Origin of the sequence: Actinomadura sp. NPDC049382 (assembly GCF_040677125.1) — a bacterium.
Classification (GTDB): Bacteria; Actinomycetota; Actinomycetes; order Streptosporangiales; family Streptosporangiaceae; genus Spirillospora; species Spirillospora geliboluensis.
This window is the reverse complement of record NZ_JBFARO010000271.1, coordinates 1-1,625: the sequence shown is the minus strand read 5'-3', so window position 1 is coordinate 1,625 and position 1,625 is coordinate 1. Positions and strand designations below refer to the sequence as shown.

The window sequence follows — 1,625 nt, the reverse complement described above, 5'->3', positions numbered from 1 at the left end:
TGCGGCCCCTGAGTGCAGCTTTCGTCGGGCAGGCTCCGCCTGCCCTCTGCCCGACGCGCCGCCCCCACCCCAACCAGAAACACACAACACACAAGTGCAGAACTTCAAATCGAAATGCCCGAAATGAGCCTTTCGAGAAAACAGGAGAGAGTCGATCAAGGAAGTCCAAAGGAATCATGGAGGAATTTCGACTCGAAAGGACGAAGTAGCGTCCGGTCGGATATCATAAGGGTATGAGTTCAATCGCGGTCGACCTCGACGCCGCGTCCGCCATGGAATTGGTGAACGCGGCATCGGCGATCGCCGCCGAACTCGCCTCCCGCCCCGCCCCCGAATCAGCGGCGGCGTGCATGGAACTCACCGAGACCCTCGCCACCGCCACCGACCTGCAGGAAGCCGCCCTGTCGGAATTGATCGGCACCGTCGACCGATCCCGCGAAGTGCAGCGGTGGGGATACCCCTCCACCCGGTCCTGGCTGCGGTCCCGGCTGGGCATGCGCGAGTCCCGCGCCAAGGAACGCCTCACCCTGGCCCGACACCGCCACCGCGTCCCCGAGATGACCGAGCGGTGGACCACCGGTGACCTGTCGGCCGGATATGCCGCCACCATCGCCGACGCCATCACCCGACTCGACGACGATGACTGCGGCAAAGCCGAAGACATCCTGCTGGGCATGGTCGACCAGGGCTTCTCCGCCGGGAAGGTCGCCAGCTTCGGCAAGCGGATCCGCGACGTCATCGCTGAACGCGACGGCACCGAACAAACCCCCGAAGACGTGGCGCGCGGCTACGAGCGGTCGTGGATCGACTCGACCCGGTCGCTGGACGGCGGCCGTTACATCAAGGGCTGGCTGAACGCCGAGGACGCCGCCATCTGGGACGGCTCCCTCGGGCCGCTGGCCAAGCCCGCCGGAACCGACGACCACCGCGACCTGTCCGAACGCACTGCGGCAGCGCTGACCACGGTGCTATCGGGTGGGCACAAGGCCACCAAGGTCACCGTCATCTGCGACCTGGACACCCTCACCGGCGGCACCACCCCGGCACGTCTGACCGACGGCACCCCGATCCCCGCCGCCCAAGCCCGCCGCATCGCCCTCGCCGCCGGAGTCTCACCCCTCCTCCTCGGCCAGGGCAACACCCCGCTCTACCTGGGCCACCGGGTCCGGTTCGCCACCGCCCCACAACGCCAGGTCCTGGAAACCCTGTACTCCACCTGCGCGGTGCAGGGGTGCGAGGTGCCCGGGACGCTGTGCGAGGTCGACCACGTCAACGGCTGGGCCCTCGGCCGAAGCCCCACCGACATCGACCAACTCGCACTCACCTGCGGCTGGCACAACCGCTACAAACACACCAACCCAGACCGCATCCAGATCACCAAAGCGCTGGACGGCCGCTACACCTACCGCCTCCACCCACCCGGAATCAGAGCCCTTCCCGAACCCAGCCGCCCACCACCCTGGCCCCAAGCCGCATAACCACACGCCCGGGACCCGCACGGCGGGGCCCTGTCACTGGAGCGGGACGTGTGGAGCCTGTAACTCGAAGTGTGTAAAGATGATCTTGTTGTGGGTCTGGTTGTCTTTACTGGATGCGGTCTGGGTAGGCGTCGGCGAGTTCGTTGA

At 66.7% G+C, this 1,625-nt stretch carries 1 protein-coding gene; it reads left to right on the top strand.

Features of this window, described 5'->3' with window-relative positions; all coding sequences use genetic code 11:
- Positions 1-233 precede the first annotated feature (233 nt).
- Positions 234-1,478 (top strand): DUF222 domain-containing protein, encoded by a 1,245-nt coding sequence (locus tag AB0K34_RS46595; RefSeq protein ID WP_364554966.1) that lies wholly within the window; start codon positions 234-236, stop codon positions 1,476-1,478.
- The last annotated feature ends 147 nt before the right edge of the window (positions 1,479-1,625 follow it).